Genomic DNA, 18045 nt, shown 5'->3' with positions numbered 1-18045 from the left:
GACCATATTTTTTAAGCTACAAAATCTCTCAGATGCGCCCTTAAGAAATCATGAGAAAATTTGAATCTGGATACGCCTACAGCCTCATAACCTTTTCCTGCCAGTTCTATTGCCATATCCTCGTTCTCAGCCAATACAATCAGCCACTTAAGCTCTCCGGTATCGGTACAATTACGTTCAGCATTAAAATTGCTGGTCAGAATATGTTCAGGCGAATGGGCTTTACCCAAAAGAAAATAAACTTTAAAAAATTTCATCAATTAATAGGTCAGATTTAGTTATATATAAGCCTATATATAAACGTATACTAAAATCTTTTAGATGTCATCAAAATGTCATATAGAATATCATCTTTAAATACTTAATTGAATAGCTATATCAGCAAGATCCTTTAACCCCTTATCCAGACTGTCATTCCATGGAGTTCCATAATTTAACCTTATACAATGAGAGAACTGGTTTTGTAAAGTAAACAATCTTCCCGGCGCTATACTCACTCCTTTTTTAATTGCCAGATCATATAACTTGATAGTATCAATTTTCTTATCAAATTCAACCCAAAGTACCATCCCCCCCTGTGGCCGGCTGACTTTTGTGCCGTCAGGAAAATAATCATTAATAGCCCGTATGTACTGCAAACTATTAGTGTGCAATGTATTTCTGAGTTTTCGTAAATGATGTTCATAACGGCCTGTTTCTAAAAAATTAGCTATTACCTCCTGAGTAATGTTGGTAGAAGCAATGGAGTGAAACAACTTTAATCTCAGAATTTCGGATTTAAACTTTCCGGGTGATAACCAGCCCACCCTGTAACCCGGAGCAAGTGTCTTGGATACTGAACTGCACCAGAGTACTAAACCACTTTCATCATAAGCTTTACAGGTACCAGGGCGGTTAGCCCCAAAATAAATATCTCCATATATATCATCTTCTATCAAAGGAATATTATATTTCTGAATAAGTCTGACAACTTCTTTTTTATGTTCATCAGGCATCAGACTCCCCAGTGGATTACTAAAATTACTAACCAGTAAACACAGGTTAATTCTATTAGCTTCTAAAGCCTGTTTAAGTGCATCAATCTCTATTCCTGTCTGCGAATGTGTAGGTAGCTCCAGCACCTTCAGACCAAGACTTCTTGCCAACTGCAGAATACCAAAATAAACAGGGCTTTCTACAGCAATGGTATCCCCTGGTTTACCCAGGGCCATCATTGCATAGGCAATTGCATTAATACAACCTGTTGTGGTAATAATATCCTCATGCCTCAAATCAGGCATATTAAAAGTATGTCTGGCAATTTGTCTTCTCAATTTTTCATTACCTTGAATCTCTCCGTAACCCGTACCGCTTCCTTTCAGTTCCCGCATAGCCTGAATCAATCCTTTGTTTAATTTAGCGATAGGTAATAATTCATCCGCAACAACAGCATGAGCCAATGTAATATTAATTGGGGCCGGATTATTATATACCTTTTCCAGCAGGTCCTCGATTAATATATTACCACTCTCCGGGTCGGGCTGACTGGTTTTTGGCAGTGCAGGAATCCTTTTTAAAGAACCGCTGATAAAATATCCAGACTTTGGTCTGGTTTCAATCAATCCTTTACTTTCCAGTTCATAATAGACTTTAATGGCCGTGGTCTGACTGGTTCCATAAATTTTACAGAATTCACGAAGCGATGGAAGTTTATCACCTATAGCCAGAACATTATTTTTAATCTGCTGTTCTAAGCCCCTCGATATTTTTTGATATAAATGATACTTATCTGCTAATTTATTCTCCATAATACTCAACTGCTATGGTCAAATATACCAAAACTGCATCTGCTTTCATAGCTGTATTTAAGTTAACTTTGTCTCAATTAATAGAAATTATTTATAAGGAATATCAGTAAAAAGAAAATTCATATATGGAAATCTTAAATAGCACATCAAAGGACATTGACGCAATCTTCAATCTTTACGACCTGGCTACAGACCATCAGAAAGTTATGGGGGCAGGCTTATACTGGCAGGGATTCGAAAGATCACTTATTCAAAAAGAAATTGATGAAAACAGACATTATAAAATAATTGTGGATGGTCAGCTTGCCTGCACTTTCTGCATTGCACATAATGATCCTGCAATCTGGAAAGAAAAAGATCAGGACCCTGCAGTTTATATTCACAGAATTGCAACTAACCCCTTGTTAAGAGGTAATTCTTATGTTAAACATATTGTTGCCTGGGCTACACAGTTTGCTAAAGACAATCAGCGTTCTTTTATCAGAATGGATACCGGAAGTGGCAATGACAGATTAAACAGTTATTATATCAGCTGTGGTTTTAACTATCTGGGTGTAACACAACTGGATGACGTCAGCAGTCTGCCTGCACATTACAAACATGGGTCTTTCAGTTTATTTGAAATCAACGTTAATTAATCAGATAACCTGTTATGACAAATTTAGAAATCTTACCGCCTAACCTGCCTGTTCCTGCTGATGATCATGCCTGTGATCATTTACCCGGTCTGACCATTCCGAATGTTGTCCTGAAGGCAACCAATGGAGAATCTGTAACACTCTCTTCTATAAAAGGGCGTCTGGTAATTTACTGTTATCCTATGACCGGACCAGAACACGTTCCTCTTCCGGAAGGTTGGGATGCTATTCCTGGCGCGAGGGGCTGTACTCCTCAGGCATGCTCTTTCCGTGATCATTATCAGGAACTAAAACAATTAAATACGGTGGTTTATGGGATGAGTGCTCAATCAACAGAAGACCAGACCGAATCAAAAGAGCGCTTACATCTCCCTTTTGAGTTACTAAGCGATGAAAACTTCTTATTTACAAGTGCCTTAAACTTACCACTTCATATAGCTGGTGATCTAAAATTCATGAAACGGGTTACATTAATCTTTGAAGATGGTGTGATTGTGAAACATTTTTACCCGGTTTTTCCACCTGATAAAAATATTGATGAGGTCTTAGCTTACCTCAAAAATAAGAGTGAATTAAATTCACTCTTATAAATCAGTTTAAAAATCTGCCGGCTCTAAAAATTCGATAACTTCTCCGTTAGGACTATAAACTAATGAATTATGTACTGTTATAGCCGGTGATCCTAAGTGAAGGGTCATCGGTTCATGACAAGACGTAGCACCACCCGCAATAGCTAACTCATAAGCCAGTTTTGAATCTTTGACGGTCAGGCAAATATGTAGCAAAGCAGTCTGAACAAATTCTTCCCGATCCTGTTTTTTTCTTCCTTGCGCCGGAATATCAGCTTCCCGGTCATAAATTTCAATATAACTCTGGCCATCTGGCGATTTTAGCATCGCTCCCTGTTTAAGATTAAACTCAGGTAATGACCAGGTATGACCAATTGTATACCCTAAAATTTCAGTATAAAAGCTGACAGTCTGATCAAAATTTTCTGCTCTGATTGCAATATGATGTAAACCATAAACACCAATACGATTTCTTACTGTTGACATAATTTAAGAATTTATTGGCAAATTTACAGACTCACACACCCGCAGCAATGAACTTACAAAATTGTAAGCAGCTGAGATAAGGCAATTAATCACATGAGAAAAATCACCTCAACCAATTATATCAACGCAAAAACACTTCATGGTTTATGTGATGCAGCTTATACCCTATCTATACTCAGTGGCCGCTGGAAACTAACCCTATTGGTCAAACTGGGGGAAGGCAATAAAAGATTCTCTGAACTAAAAACACAATTACCTGTTATTACCGAACGTATATTAGCTTTGCAGCTAAAAGAAATGGAAAAAAGCGGATTAATTATCAGGAAAGAATCCGCTGTAAAAAGCAAGTTGTATACCTATGAATTATCTCCATTAGGCAGATCTCTGGATAAGGTAATCAAATCCCTTTCAGACTGGGGTAAGATAAATAATTTACAATCTGAACTGTAAGGTTGTTCTTATCGCAAAGTTTGATGGCTCATCTCCTGGTTCATTCAGGTGTTCTCTCTGCGTTAGACGATGCAGAAAATCAATACGTATAATTTTAAAGATATTTTCGACGCCGTAACCTACTTCTACATAAGGAGTGTTATTTAAACTGCGGTTCAGATTCGAACGTCCTCTTTGGAAAGCTTCATTGTTTTTATTTGAAAGACTCCCTTGTAATACATTTAAAACAGCAACTGTACGCATATTCAATGATTTTAACAGTGGAATGCTATTGGTGATCAATCCTTCCATATGCTGTGTATAATTCAGTGAGACAAATTTATCACTTGTAAACTCCATAAAACGCATTGTATTAAAGCTGTATCTATGGTTTTCCAATAATGGATAGGGTAATGCACTTGGAATATACCCTGCGGTAAGGGAATAATCGCCTATTCCAAAAATCCCCAGACGTGGTCGCTGACTAATATTAAAATAGAATTTGTTATAATTAAAATCACCATATACGGCTTTTATTCCTCTGTAATATCTGAATGTCAGAATTGGATTGCTATTTCCATTTCCAATAATTAATCTTTTATTGATTTTAGATGATTCCAGTAAACGTCTGCCCGGCGTCCATTGCAATTCTGTTCCTATTTCAGAAACTTCGTAACGGTTATAAACTCTCTGATCTGCCTGATCATGATAGTGAAAATTAAACAGTGGATCAAAAGTACGATGGGATAAGGTCAGCTTACCCCGGATTGTAGGTGTAAGATCAGTCTGAATATAAGCCTGAGATATATTTTGTGTAAATGGCCCCCTTCTGATTACTTTTCCATTCCGGATAGCAGCATAAAACACATTATTTGCTCTATTGATAAAATTTTCGAACTGATAGCCGGTTTGCCCGATATCATGCTGATAAGAAACCCCGGCCTGTACCCATGGTTTACGGGAAAAGATATAATCTACGGCAGCGTTATATTTAAATCTTTCATCCCTGAAGCCATAACTCAAAAAGCCACTGAGAATCAGTTTATCACTAAACCGCGTATTCGTTGTTGCACCAATTCTAAGTACATTTCCTTCCAGATCATTATAACTATAAGTGTATGGATATGGCCCGAAACTTACCTTTCCTACTTTATAATAACCATTAATCAGCATCCCAGCTATATCAGCATAAGTTTTAACCAGGGGCAGATTTTTAACCGTATCTATCATTTTATAAACTGCTTTATCAGCAGCCGTTAATGAGTCTGCACGATTTTTAACCCAATACTGATCATCTTTTTTGTTGACATCTTTACTCATTACCAGACTTTCGTTGAAATCAGCAACCGGATAGTCTTTATTAACCTCAATATTTTTATTAGACAAATAGAATTTTGCAATAAAACCCGATAATTTTTTCTGAGTAGTACCCACATTAACTACAATACGCGTTTGCCCGGGCAACCATGCAGAAGTCCCCGGAGCCTGAACCATTGCCTGCTGTATTCTGATTTTATTTAAAAAGTTCAGATTTGCATCCTGTGAAACCTTACAATCAATCTGATACAAGGCGTAGCTGTCACGTGTGATCCACATGACTCCATCAAAGGCCAGATCATGTGATCTTTTAGGTTTAAATTCAATTTTATAACATTCTCTGCCATTTATTTTATCATAAGAGTCTATCAGTTCATAATTATAATGCGTTTTCCAATTATCACTTGTAGGCGATATGAAATCCTTATTGGCGAGTTTAAGAAAGTTATTGTAAAAATTATATTGCAAAAATGTAGAACCTACCAATTGAGAAATCAGTGTCTCATCTTCTATTCCTACCCCACTTACTTTGGTACGCAGTACATGTTCAGTTTTTCTTTCAGGACTGGTCGTATATTTATAATCAGAAACAGTCTCAGACATGAATATTGGTAAAATTGGTGTCCCTTCTTCACCAGCAATCTTTTGCAGGTTTTCCATCAGAGGCAAAACCTGTTTGATTACTTTATTTTTCTTCATTTTCTCACTGATATTGGTTACTGAAATCTCGATACGATTATAACTCTGATACTGATAACTTTTGAGATATTTCTGATCATTAACCGGCTTATTTTTAACCAGCTTCTCCATTATTTCCCAGGCCGGATTTACGTATGTTTTAGGCGTAATTGTAACACCATTTAAGATTCGTCCATTTACAGCTAACTGGAAATCTACAATTGTTTTAGGTGGTTTGGGCAATAGCTTTTTTCCAGGCAAATAACTAACATACGCCGTGTAGATAGAGTCATTAGCAATATCGTGAGGGATAGCTAAATGATACAAGCCATCAAAATCTGAAGCTGTTGCCCTGATTGTACCATTTTTAAGCTTTACGAATATTGTCGCATATGGGATAGCTTCACCCGTCTGGGCATCAGTTATTTTCCCTGTTACAGTATGAGGTTGTTGTGCATGAACAACACCAATGCAAAAAACAAACAGAAGTAAGACAATAAATGCGCTATACAGACACCGCCTTTTAATAGAAAGCCGAAACAAAAAGATGGCAAATTCTTTAACCTGCATAGAGTGATAAATTTTAAAACCGGGATATTACTTTATTATACTAATCCTGAATATTTATCAATAGATGTGAATATATCTATCAATCCCCCTATTCCGGTCTATATTACCTCCAAAGCCTTATGGATTAAAAACACAATGTAAAAACTATTTATATAATGTCAATACATAAAAAATGAATTATAAATTATTTTTTTGGCCTAATGCAAAATTCTGTTGAAAAAGATGACTAAGGTTACCTATACAAGTTAGTCAACAATTATTGAAATGACCATCAAATAATTAGATGTATTGTTATTCAGCAGATGTTATCTTTATTTTACAGAGAGAAAAATATCAACCTCACTATTATTCCAGTCTGCAGATCTTTCGTCATATACTTCAAAATCCACAGTATAAGCTCTGGGATAGTCAGTTCTCCAGATTTCCCGCCAGGTATTGGCTATACATTCCGGAAATTTACCTTTAGCTGTTATCTTTAGATAATTGCCGGACGGAATGACTAAACTGTCCAGTCCTTCAGGAACCACGGTACCCTGACTTACTTTACAACCTATAAAAAATGCATAGGGATTTGTATAATCACCATCATAAGAATGATAAGCGGCCAGTATTTCATCACTTAATTTACCAGGGATTCTTGCTGCAATACCATTACTCATAAACTCCTGCCATAAATTACCACAGTCTATACTGGCCTGATCATTTTCATTTGTTGTTTTTTCTTTAGTGGATATACCTATCAATTGTACTCCCTGAAGTTCGGTTTGGGTCATAAAAATTTTAGTCTGAGATTTATCTGATTATTAATCTATATTTATTCTATCTCCATGCGATTTTGGAGCTGATATTACTAAAAAAACAAGGGGCTCATCACTCTTATTTAAAATCTGATGAGCAGCTCCCGGGCTAACTGCTATACTTTTACCTTTAGTCAAAATATAAGTTTCATCTTTGATTCTGAATGTAGCAACTCCGTCCAGGATATAAAACACCTGCTGTGCCTTTGCATGGTAATGTAAAACTTCTTCAGTGTCCGGAGGCATCATTTCCTGAATTACACTTAACTGATCAGATTTGAGCAAATGCCATCCATCACAATCAGCCCCCCATTTATACTGTTCTGCCGTATCTGTTGATATAATCATTAAAGGCTAAGTTTGGTTTATTTTAATCTATAAGACATATAAAGTGCCGTTTCATCATGATCAGTATCGTCGTATAATTCAAGATTGATCCCCGTTATTTCAAATCCGCACTTCTCATAAAATCTGATTGCATAAAAATTTGTATTCTGAGTTTCCAGCTGTACGAGTCTGTATCCCTGCATTATGGCATGGTCAATTAATTTTTCAATTACTAATTTTCCGGCTCCCTTCCCTCTATAACTCTGTGAAATCAGTAAGCTCTCCAGATATAATGTATTATTCCAGTCTCTTTGCTCAGCTATTGCATACCCGATTAATACATTATTTTCGTAAACCCCGAAAGAGTTTTGCTGAATAAGAAGTTCATTATAATGAAGAATATCACTCTGAGAACAGGTCCAGGTTTTTAAATAAGGTTCAGCTAACAACTTCTGATCAACGGAGAATCTATATCCATTATTTTCACGCTCCACGCTGACCTTATAAATCCGATCCGAAAGGTAACCATTGTGCCCCAGAGTTTCAATTTCTGTCAGACTTATATGCAATAGCTTAGCAACTGTCAGCATATCATTAAAATTATCTTTTACCCCATTCCTCTCTGGTAATTTTAAACCAGTCATGTTCATCCCCTTCCAGATCAAACTTCTCAATATAACGCAACCCTACCTTTTCCAGTACATGTCTTGAGGCTGTATTTTCCGTTTCTGCCATTGCATAAATTTCGTTGAGCTGAAGGCCTTCAAAACCATATTCCAAAGAAGCCCTGGCAGCCTCTGTAGCGTATCCCATTCCCCAGTACTTCCTGATAAATCTGTAGCCTACTTCGTAATAGTTGGAGTGATTATTATACATGCCTCTGACTAACTTCAAACCTGCCCAGCCAATAAATTCATTTTTGTATTTTTCAACGACTGCAAGACGCCCGGTTCCATTATCAAGATACTGCTGTCTGATAAATTCAATAACCTCTTCAACCTGCTCCATAGTGGTAACCGGTTGATTCCCCAGATATCTGTGTACTAAAGGATCAGTATCCAGTTCATACATACCATTTTTATCTGATGGTAAAATTTCTCTTAAAATTAACCTGTCTGTTTCAGCAAAAATCTTCATTCTATGATTTCTTTAGCAATATGGTCAGTATTCTCGGGATAGTAATCTTTTGATCATTATCAAAGTATTCATTTATATCGACAATTTCAAAGCCATACTTTCCCGCCAGTTGCGTGAATTCAGAAATGTGATGGTTAAAACAGGTGACAACCTGTATACCATTTTCTGTTTCAAAACGGGCTTTTCCTCCTGAATACTGTTTAAACGGATGCAGCTCACCAATATAAACATGTGCTCCTGTATTCACTATTTTCACCACTTTTTTAAAGATTGCATCAAGATCTTCGATATGTTCCAATACCAGGCTAAAACTCACAAGATCATAATTTCCTTTAGCAAAGGACCAGTCATGAGTAATATCAGCCAACTGAAAATCGACAGACAATGCTGTTACTTTAGCTTTCGCTTTTGCCAGCATTTGTGCCGATAAATCTACCGCAGTAATATGCTTTGCCCTGGTAATAAACCACAGTGTATTTTTACCGGTACCACAACCTATCTCCAGACAGCTGTCAAATGGAATATCTGTCAGAGTCGCTCTTAAAGCTATTGCTTCAAGATCACGTGTTTTATTCAAATTTGTATCATATTGTTCCGACCAGCTATCATATGCTTCTCTAATACTCATATCCAAATTTAATAAAACACGTCGATGTAGAAAAAAGAATATTATTTCAGGCTGAATTTATCGCCAGGTCCATACAAGCTGAATCGTAAATCCTCAAAAGTAATCAGATGATCTTTCCCGACTTTTACATTTTCCGGATCTGCTACCCGGATAACCTGGCTTACGCCCGTAACCGTAATATTTTTGCCCTTTACAATGATAGCGGTTCCTTCATCAATACCTATGCAATCAAATTTCGGATAAGCTGTAAGCGCCGATAAAAGACGGTTATAGCGGCTCCGCCTGATAAAATGCTGATCAATAATTACCGAATCCAGCAATCCCATTCCATTTTCAAACTCAATATTATCAGCTCTTAACTTATTGAAAGTCTCTTTATAATTTGTATCCAGTAATTGATTACCTGTAATCATATGTTTGCTCATCACCGCCGCTCCGGCACTTGTTCCTGCTATGGTTGCCCCATTAGTATAAGCCTTATGGATTGCATCATAGACCGGAGTATTCAACACCACTTTCATAAAACGGCTCTGATCTCCACCAGTAATAAATATCAGTCTGGCACCTGCCAGAGAATCCAGCCAGCCCCGGTCATGGACTTTATCTCCTGCAAAATTAAAACTGTAAATATTGTTTTTGGCCACAGCCGATAATTGCGTTTTGATTGCCTCAAAAGAAGCTTCAGGCTCTGCAGTAGCCATTGGCAATACAACAATATAATCACGTTTACTCAGGTCAGCCGTTTCAATCATTTTACTGATCAATTCAGGAGAACGATCTCCACCACCGATAATAAACAGGCTTCCTTTCGGTAAAACACGTGATACCTCTCTGGTTTTATATTGGCAAATTACCGGCTCTGTGGTAAATAACGTCACAAAAAACAGAGCATACTGCAGACGAAAACAGATTTTATTCAGCATAACTTTCTCTATTTATAGATCAGTACTTCAATCTTACCAGCTTCAGTAACCGTTCCACGATACATCCCTTCGGTATTAAATGGCATCGTAACATTGCCTTTTGCATCCAGTGCGATCAAACCGCCGTCACCTCCCATTTTACCTACTTTATCCAGTACCGCCTTTGCGGCCTCATCAACAGACAATTTTTTGTACTCCATCATGGCCGAAATATCATGAGCAACCACATTCCTGATGTAAAATTCACCCCATCCTGTACATGATATACCTGCAGTTGCATTATTTGCATAAGTACCTGCACCAATAATCGGAGAGTCCCCCACACGCCCATATTTTTTATTTGTCATTCCACCAGTTGAAGTACCAGCTGCAAGATTTCCTGATTTATCCAATGCAACGGCCCCTACAGTTCCAAATTTATAATCGTGGTTTACAGTACCCAGTTTCATGGATTTTTTATTTCCATGATCCAGTACTGATTTAGTAGAGTCTTCTTTTATAGCCCGTTGCAGGCCATCCCAGCGCTCCTTAGTATAAAAATATTTGGGATTAACTATTTCAATACCGGCTTGTTTAGCAAACAATTCAGCTCCCCGGCCAACCATCATTACATGTTCAGATTTTTCCATTACCGCTCTTGCTGCAGAAATAGGATTTTTGATCGTTGTCACACCAGCAACTGCACCAGCCATCAGCGTTTTTCCATCCATAACAGCAGCATCCATTTCATTCTTACCATCGTGTGTAAATACGGCACCTTTTCCTGCATTAAATAATGGCGAATCCTCCATAATATGAATAGTAGCTTCAACTGCATCTAAACTTGTTTTTCCTGATTTCAGCACATCATATCCCGTCTGCAGTGCCTTGGTCAGGGCAGCAACATAGGCTGCTTCTTTTTCAGCACTCATATTTTTCCTGGTGATAGTCCCTGCCCCCCCGTGAATCACCATTATATATTTTTGTTGCCCGTAAGCTATGTTAGCCATAAAACATAAGAGAAGAGCAGCTGTTATTTTTAAGTTTTTATTCATCATTTTGGTTTATTTATTTTGGTTGAAGATTATGTTCATGGAAGATAAAGACAATTTTAGAAGCTCCTTGAATATAGCCGATAAAATAATTCCCGGACTCTTAATAATTAGGATTCTGAAATGTGTTTTTGTTAACAGAAATCTCAAGTGCTGGTATTGGAAAGGCATATTGAGCCTGAGCCGGTAATAGTTTAACAGCTCCCGATGTATTTATCGCATCTTCCGGTAGTCTTTGCACTGGTAAATTTCTGCGTTTCAAATCAAAAAAACGATGACCTTCAAAGGCCAGCTCTTTGAACCGCTCTATATAAATAGCATTGATTAGATCATCCTTGCCAGTAAAGCCTGCTGGTTGATAGTCCTTTATTCTGGCAGCACGTAAATTATTTAAATCCCCGGCAGCGTCTCCTGTACTTTCAGCTTCAGCCTCAGCCCTGATTAAATACATTTCGCCTGTCCGGAACATTTTAATATCTGTAAGACCTGGAGTAGCTGTTGTACCGGCATATTTATTAACCAGATACTCGGATTTTTTTTCTCCTCTTGTGTTATCAAATCTGATATAGGCAGCATAACGAATATCGTTTATCTTATCAAAAGAATTAATCAATTTAAAAGAAGGTGCGTATAAAACTATTTTCGAATTCTGGCGATAAAACAAATCACCTATCCGCTGGTCATCCCCTACTCTCCTCAGCTTCCATATTACTTCATTATCAACACCATCAGTCCATATACCAGGAAATTGTCCGGCAGTTGCCAATGGCATTAAATTGATAACTTCAGTGGCGTACATAATTGCGTCAGCCCAGTTTTTTTCATAAAGAGCCAGTCTGGCCTGTATGGCAGAAACGCCGGTTTTTGTAACCCTTGTTTTATCATTAAAAGATGGGGGAATCAGTGGTTTTGCTGTCAAAAGATCTGTTTTGGCATCCGCAATCACAACTTCAAAATGATCTCTTGCAGGATAACCAACAGCAGATGCTTTCATATTTGGAACTCCCAAAGCTCCATTTTGATAAGCTGCACCGTACATTCTAAGTAATTCGAAATGACAAAATGCTCTTAAAGCCAGTAATTCACCACGATAACGGTCTCTCATTGCTATATCAGCAGCGGCCGATACAGTGATCTTGTCCAGACCAGCCAAAACTCTGTTTATCCTGTCTATAGCAACATAATACCCATAATACGAGCCTGTCACCGATTCACTGTCTGCATTATAAAGCCACCGGTGAGCATCAGTATTACTCACTGTATTTTCTGTCGGCAACATTACTTCATCCGAAACTATAGCATTTACTCCTATTAAAGTATAATCGAGCTGTGCATAAACTCCAGTCAGCCCTAAATCTATGTCATTCAGATTTCTGTAAGCTTTCTCCGCATCTATAGTATCAGTGGGCTTTAAATCCAGTTTGGTACAGGAAGAAAAAAAGACCAGCAAAGAAATGATAAGTGTATATTTTATTTGATTAATCATGGCTGTAATTTTAAAAGTTTATGCTAATTCCCGCAGTATATGTTCTTGCATTCGGATATTGAAAAAGCCCCGAAACCCCATTATTCTCAGGGTCCAGTCCTCTCCATTTGGTCCACGTTACCAGGTTCTGGCCTTGTATAAAAACTCTCAAATTGCTAACTACCTTTATTTTCTCCATCACTGATTTAGGTAGTGTATAGCTGATATTTACATTTCTCAATCTTATAAAAGAAGCATCCTGAATATCTTTAGAAGTAAAATTCCTTGGGATATCAAAACGCTGTAAAGTTTTTACATCACCAGGTTTCATCCAGCGGTCGTCCAGCATTCTGACAGATTGATTACTGGTAGCATAACGTTGATTTTCATTATAAAAATCTTCATTATTCCAGCGGGAAACACCCGAAACAAAAGAAAACAAAGCATTCGCAGTAATTCCTTTCCAGCTTATGCTGGTATTAAATCCACCTGTAAATGAAGGATATAAACTACCAGAATTTGCAACACTCTGCAAATTCGAGTTATAAGTAGTTGTAATACTTCCGTCCGGATTATAATACTGTGCTTCACCAGTTTGCGGATTCACACCAGCCCACTGAGGCGCATAATAAGATCCATAGGGTAATCCAACCTTTAAAATACGTGTATCTCCATCTGGATATGAATCAGCAACATCTGTCACATGCAGCACCACATTCTTATTATAACCAGCATTAACCCCGACAGTCCAGGTCAGATCTTTTGTTTTCAGGATATCTCCGCTCAGGTCAAATTCTATCCCTCTGTTTCTCATCTTTCCTGTACTTAAACTAAGCAGGCGGAAACCGGCCGTAGCTGAAGGCGGCTGATCGATGAACATGTTATTGGTAATCTTATTATAGTAGTCGGCAGAAAGACGCACTCTGCGGCTTTTAAACAATGATAATTCGAACCCTGTATTGAACTCGTTTACATACTCCCAGTCAAAATTGGGGTTACCGGCAGAAAGTGGAATAATCCCCGGTTTGCCCCCATAGTTTCCATTTACACCATAGGTTGGCAGATATAAGAAATCACCTGTTCCAAAAGGGCTGGCAGAAGTACCATAGCTAATTCTGAAACTCAGCTCTGAAATCAGTGCACTATTTTCCAGAAATGCTTCTTTTTTCACATTCCAGTTTGCGCCAGCAGAATAAAAGCCATGCCACTTATTTTGCGGGGCAACTTTTGTGGACCCGTCATACCGGTAGCTTCCGGTCAGCGTATACCTACCATCATAAGTATATCTTGCCACACTCATAAATGAAGCTAGTGCACTTTTAGTTTTTGAACCACCTACATTAGGTAGATAATCAATACTATTGGTAATTCCGGCAGGTGTTTCCGGTAAACGGCCGTCCAGTCCAAAGCCTGTAAAACCAAAAGAATTATAATTATTATAAACATATTCATAAAAAGCAGAAGCTTCAAAATTATGCTTAACATTAAATGTTTTAGCATAGGTCAAACCAGTAGTTGAAATCAGATTGAAATTTCTTCTTGTTCCTTCATCAAAACGACCTTTTCCGCCCAAAGTATTTGAATTACTGATTGAGCCGTAATAGGAGTCCGGATTGATATAGGCCTGGTCTGTAGAATTTCTGTAATCAATCCCCGCCCTGGTGGTAATTTTCAGTTCTGGTATGATCTGATAAGCTAAAGCTATACCAATGATAGATTTCAACTGATCCGTTTTATTGGAAGAATTAAATAAACGTTCCAGGGCCTGACTACCTTCCCTCTGATCAGCAATGAAATACTGATCCTGATTACCAGGATGAATCAAAGTTCCATCCGGAGCATACGGATTTTCATATGGAAGTGCATAGTAGACAGCAGACATAGCCGTTCCTCCCCTGCTGCTGCCTTCGCCTTCAGTAAAACTCTGACTGGAATAACCCATATTCAGATTCACATTACCCGAAAATTTATCCGATTTAAAATCAAGATTACTTTTTAGCGCATACCTCTCTAAACCAGTACGTTTCGCAATACCATCCTGCTTATAATAATTCAGGGAATTATAAAAACGAACATTTTCATTGCCTCCGCCTATACTTACCTGTTGTTCCTGAAATTTACTCTGCTGATAAAACTGATCCCTCCAGTCTATATTAATATTTCGGATACTATCTAAAATATGATCAGCTCTTTGTCTGAAAGCTACCGTTCCTGAAATATAATCAGGATTTTTTGGAGAATACGTCCATCCCGGACCAAGATCTCTCCCGAAATCCAGTCCCACCCCTTCTTCAAACGATAATCTCTGAGCAGTATTCATCATCGTAAACTTAGGATCTGTTAATTTGGAAAAACCATATTGTGAAGTATACTGCACTTGTATTTTCCCTGCTTTACCCTTTTTCGTGGTAATCACAATTACCCCATTCGACCCTCTCGATCCATAAAGAGCTTTCGCAGAAGCATCTTTTAATACCGTTACATTTTCAATATCTGCTGCGTTGATTGTTTGAAAAAAGCTGGCTTCAATAGGTGTTCCATCCATAATATACAAAGGAGCAGAAGAACCATTCACACTCCCTACACCACGAATAACCACTGCTGCACTTTGGCCTGGCTGGCCGGAACTTGAAATCACGCTCATCCCTGCTACTCTGCCCTGTAAAATCTGGTCGAAAGTCAGCCCTGCAACATCATTAATTTTATCTGCTGTAACTAAAGTTGCTGCACTTGCAGATTGCGTACGTTTATAATTTGTATAACCAGTTACTACAACTTCCTGTAGATTCCTGTTATCACTTTTTAAGATGATATTGATAATTTTTCCTTTTACCGGGATGATTTGTTTAATAAAACCAACAGAAGAGAACTCGAGTGTTTCTCCATTATCAGGAATACGAATTGCATAATTACCCTGACTATCTGTTGTAGTTGCTATACCAGAACCACTTAATTTAACAGAAACACCGGGTAGAGGTAATCCTGCTTCATCAGCAACACGTCCAGAAATGACTATATCATTTTGGCCCTTTACCAGCGGATAAATCACTACAAGATTTCCATCTTTCAAGGCATAAGTCAGCTGAGTTTCTTTTAAAACAGCCTTCATTGCCTCATCAAGTAATACTTCATGCAAATTTAATGTAGTCTTCTCCTCTTTTGATAAAATATGATCACTGTAAACAAACCTGTAATCCGTTTGTCTTTCAATATTTTTAAGCAGACTTCTGATACTCATCTGATTTGCACTGATACTTATTTTCTGTTGCGCAAAGCCAGAGGCAGAAACCTGCATACACATGATCAGTAAAATTAAACCTGTAAGTTTTGTGCGCAGCAACATTCTGCTGTTCATCAAATACCTGCCAGATGTCTCTGATAGTAAAGTTTTTCTCATATTGGTTTTTTAAGGTTTGCAGGGATAGTATAGATTATAATGGTGGTTCAGCCTTTATTTTGTGATAATAATCTTGTTTTGTTCTGTCCTGAATTCAAAGGGATAAGCCATTTGTAGAGCTTCCAGTGTTTTAATCAGACTCTCATTTTCGAATGTTCCGGAATAACGGTAATCTTTGACCTCATTACTGGCGATATAAATTTCAATACCATACCAATTCTTCAGTTTTCCTGCAATTACGGCTAATGATTCATTATCAATAATCATCCGGTTACGCACCCACCGTATTTCTGCAGGTACATGATCCTGATATCCGCCAGTAAAGGATGAAACCTGGAATATATTTTTAAGGTTTTTATTCGTTGCTGTGTTATCATATGAGAGCTTTTCATTCGGTTTCAGCAAGACCTTATAACCGGGATATTTTGTTGACGCTACCTGTACACGACCATGGATCAAAGAAGTTTCAGTAACCCGGGAACCTGCATAAGCCTTTACATTGAAACTCGTTCCCAGTACCTTAATTTCGTTCATTGCAGTATGCACAGTAAAAGGATGCACCGGATCATGCTTTACCTCAAAAAATGCTTCTCCTTTAAGCCAGAGTTCCCTTTTGGCAGGATTAAAATTTCCTGTAAACCGGATTTCACTGTTTTTGTTTAAAGTGATAACTGTACCATCAGTCAGGACAAGGGTTCTCCTATGTTCAGGATCTGAAGAAAAAACCGAGGCAGCTAAAGAAACAGTCGGCCGGATATCTTTTGATGACAAATAAGCTTGCTGAATAAAATAACCAGACACCAGCAGGACAATAGCCGCAGCCGTATAGCCAATATATTTATAAAAATTAGCAGAAGATTTATAGAGTGGTTTATTTTCACTAACCGGATTCAAAAGAAGATTCAATGCTTCTTTCTGTTTAAATCCATCTTTCAATGCTTTGACCTGTTTTAGCCTGCTGCCCTGTTTAACAGTCAGAATATTTACCAGTTTTTTAGCAGTTGCTATATCCGAAGCCCTTTCCGGCAAACTATGAATCCAGTCTTCCCACAAAATATGATTTTCAAGACTTGCGCCCAGGCAATAATGCTGAAAATCCTCATTACAGATTAAATCTTCTATCAAAAAATCATTCTCTGGCAATTGCATAAGTTTATTTTTCCTTATAGACAGAGAAATCTTCTCCTTTTCCTAAGAGATTTCATTTTTTTATTCAAAAAATATTTTACCAGGACCTGTTTTTATCCCAGAGCCTATTTAAGAATCTTTCTGAGCATCTTTATCGCATCATATACCGTATTATAAGCTGTTTTCACACTTTGAGAGGTTCTCTGGGCAATCTGCTCATAACTTAGTCCTTCAAAAAACTTAAGCTGAATTAATTCAACCTGTCTTGGGGTAAGCTGTGCAATTGCAACTCTTAACTTGTTCTTAAGTTCTTCATCCTGCTGTAACCCAACCATAATCTCTTCATAGGAGAGCTCATTCGTTGCTGTTTCCATCTTATTTACGGCCAGATTGGTTCTGTCAACATAAGCCAGCTGATCCAGCATACATCTCCTCAAAGAAGTCATCAGATAAGATTTTACATTTTCGACCGGATTAAGTCTGTCTCTTTTATCCCATAAATTCAGAAATACCTGATTAACGCAATCTTTGACCAATTCATCATCAGCGTTAATTTTCAGACCAAAACGGATCAGGTGGAAGTAAAGATTATTGTATAACCCAAATAATGCGTTCTTTTCACCAAGCCGCATTTGTTCCCAATATTTTTTATCCTCTTCTGTGGGTAGCATAAATCAAACTGAATATATGCATTTATGCTAAATAAAGATTTCAATGGTTTGAATTTTGCAATTAATG

Annotated in this window: 18 protein-coding genes; 3 read left to right on the top strand and 15 right to left on the bottom strand. The window is 37.7% G+C overall.

Annotation, left to right across the window (positions count from 1 at the left end):
* Nucleotides 1–11: 11 nt before the first annotated feature.
* Nucleotides 12–257: a hypothetical protein gene (locus PL_RS24135; protein ID WP_041878353.1), complete on the bottom strand. Its 246-nt coding sequence runs from the start codon at nt 255–257 to the stop codon at nt 12–14.
* A gap of 96 nt (nt 258–353) precedes the next feature.
* Nucleotides 354–1787 (bottom strand): PLP-dependent aminotransferase family protein, encoded by a 1434-nt coding sequence (locus PL_RS24130; protein WP_348620564.1) that lies wholly within the window; start codon nt 1785–1787, stop codon nt 354–356.
* 125 nt (nt 1788–1912) lie between these two features.
* Between PL_RS24130 and PL_RS24125 the strand changes: the two genes are divergently transcribed.
* Nucleotides 1913–2425, top strand: a complete 513-nt coding sequence (locus tag PL_RS24125) for a GNAT family N-acetyltransferase (RefSeq protein WP_041878357.1) — start codon at nt 1913–1915, stop codon at nt 2423–2425.
* 14 nt (nt 2426–2439) lie between these two features.
* Nucleotides 2440–3015, top strand: a complete 576-nt coding sequence (locus tag PL_RS24120) for a peroxiredoxin (protein ID WP_041878359.1) — start codon at nt 2440–2442, stop codon at nt 3013–3015.
* 6 nt (nt 3016–3021) lie between these two features.
* Here PL_RS24120 and PL_RS24115 read toward each other — a convergent pair whose 3' ends face one another.
* Nucleotides 3022–3480, bottom strand: coding sequence for a VOC family protein (locus PL_RS24115; RefSeq protein WP_082035810.1), 459 nt, complete (start codon nt 3478–3480; stop codon nt 3022–3024).
* Between the two features lie 93 nt (nt 3481–3573).
* Between PL_RS24115 and PL_RS24110 the strand changes: the two genes are divergently transcribed.
* Nucleotides 3574–3930: a winged helix-turn-helix transcriptional regulator gene (locus tag PL_RS24110; protein WP_041878362.1), complete on the top strand. Its 357-nt coding sequence runs from the start codon at nt 3574–3576 to the stop codon at nt 3928–3930.
* Here PL_RS24110 and PL_RS24105 read toward each other — a convergent pair.
* The 12 genes from PL_RS24105 to PL_RS24050 form a co-directional block, all read right to left on the bottom strand.
* Nucleotides 3913–6474 carry a DUF5686 family protein gene (locus PL_RS24105; protein WP_052496056.1) on the bottom strand — a complete coding sequence of 854 codons (2562 nt, stop codon included), beginning with the start codon at nt 6472–6474 and terminating at the stop codon, nt 3913–3915. The genes PL_RS24110 and PL_RS24105 overlap by 18 nt on opposite strands.
* A 311-nt stretch (nt 6475–6785) precedes the next feature.
* The gene (locus PL_RS24100; RefSeq protein ID WP_041878364.1) at nt 6786–7247 is read right to left on the bottom strand and encodes a GyrI-like domain-containing protein; all 462 of its coding nucleotides are present in this window, start codon (nt 7245–7247) and stop codon (nt 6786–6788) included.
* Nucleotides 7248–7277: 30 nt separating this feature from the next.
* On the bottom strand, nt 7278–7619 hold the full coding sequence (locus PL_RS24095) for a cupin domain-containing protein (RefSeq protein WP_041878365.1): 342 nt from the start codon (nt 7617–7619) through the stop codon (nt 7278–7280).
* Nucleotides 7620–7636: 17 nt separating this feature from the next.
* Nucleotides 7637–8248, bottom strand: coding sequence for a GNAT family N-acetyltransferase (locus PL_RS24090; protein ID WP_082035811.1), 612 nt, complete (start codon nt 8246–8248; stop codon nt 7637–7639).
* Nucleotides 8199–8735: a GNAT family N-acetyltransferase gene (locus PL_RS24085; protein WP_041878367.1), complete on the bottom strand. Its 537-nt coding sequence runs from the start codon at nt 8733–8735 to the stop codon at nt 8199–8201. The genes PL_RS24090 and PL_RS24085 overlap by 50 nt, the downstream gene beginning before the upstream one ends.
* Nucleotide 8736: 1 nt before the next feature.
* On the bottom strand, nt 8737–9363 hold the full coding sequence (locus PL_RS24080) for a class I SAM-dependent DNA methyltransferase (protein ID WP_041878369.1): 627 nt from the start codon (nt 9361–9363) through the stop codon (nt 8737–8739).
* A 41-nt stretch (nt 9364–9404) separates the two neighbouring features.
* Nucleotides 9405–10286, bottom strand: coding sequence for a cyanophycinase (locus PL_RS24075; RefSeq protein WP_082035812.1), 882 nt, complete (start codon nt 10284–10286; stop codon nt 9405–9407).
* 8 nt (nt 10287–10294) lie between these two features.
* A complete protein-coding gene (locus PL_RS24070; RefSeq protein ID WP_200890688.1) occupies nt 10295–11323 on the bottom strand; it encodes an isoaspartyl peptidase/L-asparaginase family protein in 1029 nt (342 codons plus the stop codon).
* A gap of 97 nt (nt 11324–11420) precedes the next feature.
* Nucleotides 11421–12803: a RagB/SusD family nutrient uptake outer membrane protein gene (locus PL_RS24065; RefSeq protein WP_348620556.1), complete on the bottom strand. Its 1383-nt coding sequence runs from the start codon at nt 12801–12803 to the stop codon at nt 11421–11423.
* A 10-nt stretch (nt 12804–12813) separates the two neighbouring features.
* Complete coding sequence (locus tag PL_RS24060) at nt 12814–16179, bottom strand: SusC/RagA family TonB-linked outer membrane protein (protein WP_082035813.1); 3366 nt, start codon at nt 16177–16179, stop codon at nt 12814–12816.
* A 54-nt stretch (nt 16180–16233) separates the two neighbouring features.
* On the bottom strand, nt 16234–17328 hold the full coding sequence (locus PL_RS24055) for a FecR family protein (RefSeq protein WP_052496058.1): 1095 nt from the start codon (nt 17326–17328) through the stop codon (nt 16234–16236).
* A 104-nt stretch (nt 17329–17432) separates the two neighbouring features.
* Nucleotides 17433–17978, bottom strand: coding sequence for an RNA polymerase sigma factor (locus tag PL_RS24050; RefSeq protein WP_041878373.1), 546 nt, complete (start codon nt 17976–17978; stop codon nt 17433–17435).
* Nucleotides 17979–18045: the final 67 nt, after the last annotated feature.

It is taken from the genome of Pedobacter lusitanus, from assembly GCF_040026395.1.
In the GTDB taxonomy this organism is placed as follows: Bacteria; Bacteroidota; Bacteroidia; order Sphingobacteriales; family Sphingobacteriaceae; genus Pedobacter; species Pedobacter lusitanus.
This window is presented reverse-complemented; position numbering and strand designations above follow the sequence as displayed.